Below are 1217 nucleotides of genomic sequence, written 5' to 3'. Positions count from 1 at the left end.
CCTGACTTCGACACTGGGACACCCAAAATCAAAAACCGAACATTTTTGCCAGTTTTCGCTGACTTTGGTTCAGAAGCAAGGTCTTTCTTAGCTTTTTGCCGGAAGATTTGAGTTGGATCTCAACAGTATAAATTCCCTTTGCTATTTCTATTGCTTTCTGTGGGGAGAGTGTTGATTCTTTTTCGAGCAATTGCCTTTCAAGCTCTTTATACACTTTGTAAGCAACGAATGCGATGCTGATATGCGCTTCGATCCTACGTTGTTTATAATGAAAAACCGGTCTGACTTTGATTTCATTTTTGGTTATCCTGAACGCTTTTTCAATTTTCCATAGGTTTTTGTAGTTTTCAATGACCCCGTCTTTGTCGAGGTTTGTGTTGGTAATATATCCTTTGAGACCATCCCATTTTCCGTCCTGTTCAAACTTGCCCATATCCAAGGCAATCTTTACCTCGCCTTCCATTTTAAGATACTTATTGTAGCCCCTGTTGTTGATGTGGGTTTTGTTGAGCTTTCCGCTTTTAAGTTGTTTTTCGAGCCTTTTGAGCCCCTTCTCCCTGTTGATTCTGTCCTTTTTGGCTCTCCTGTCCGAATAACTGACAACCACTCTGAGCCCATCTTCCCAGTCCAGGGATTTGCTCTCCCCGTTTTCAAGCCCAAGAGCCAGTACCTTCTCTTTCTTTTTATCCGGGGAGGATTTTAGTCTTGCCCCCAGAATAAACCCATATCCATTATCACGCAATTCTTGAACATTGCCCCTGGACAGTAATCCTGAATCAGCAACAACTATCGGAGCCGGTAAGCCATATTTCCTTCTAAAAGTCTCTATGACAGGAATCATGGTGTGCCCTTCAAACTTATTGCCCTCAAAAACCTCGTAAGCCAGCGGGTATCCTTCCTGTCCAACCAACAGACCCAAAACGATCTGTGGATTCTGATGCTTGCCTTCCTTGGAAAACCCGGTCTTTCTCAGGTCGTCCTCCTGATCCACTTCAAAATAAAGAGTGGTGACATCGTAAAAAACAATGTTGATACTGCCCCCCAGTATGCGCTTGGTGTGTTCAAAGCTGATCAGCTGGACAGTTTCCTTATAATTGTTGTAAAGCTTGTCCATGTACCTGTACAGGTCCTGAACCTGGAATTCAAGCCCGTGATAGGTGAGCAGGTAATCACAGGTCTTCAGTTTGCTGGCAGGAAAACAGATCCTGGAATAGACG

At 43.7% G+C, this 1217-nt stretch carries 1 protein-coding gene; it reads right to left on the bottom strand.

Annotated elements, in window-relative coordinates; translation table 11 throughout:
- Nucleotides 1-28 precede the first annotated feature (28 nt).
- Nucleotides 29-1217, bottom strand: a 1189-nt coding sequence (locus LZF95_RS26840) for an IS1634 family transposase (RefSeq protein WP_233758557.1), incomplete at its 5' end; no start/stop codon positions are given.

The sequence above is a fragment of the Algoriphagus sp. AGSA1 genome, assembly GCF_021390545.1.
Lineage (GTDB): Bacteria > Bacteroidota > Bacteroidia > Cytophagales > Cyclobacteriaceae > Algoriphagus.
Note: the sequence above shows the minus strand (reverse complement) of the source record. Positions and strands in the feature narration are given on the sequence as shown.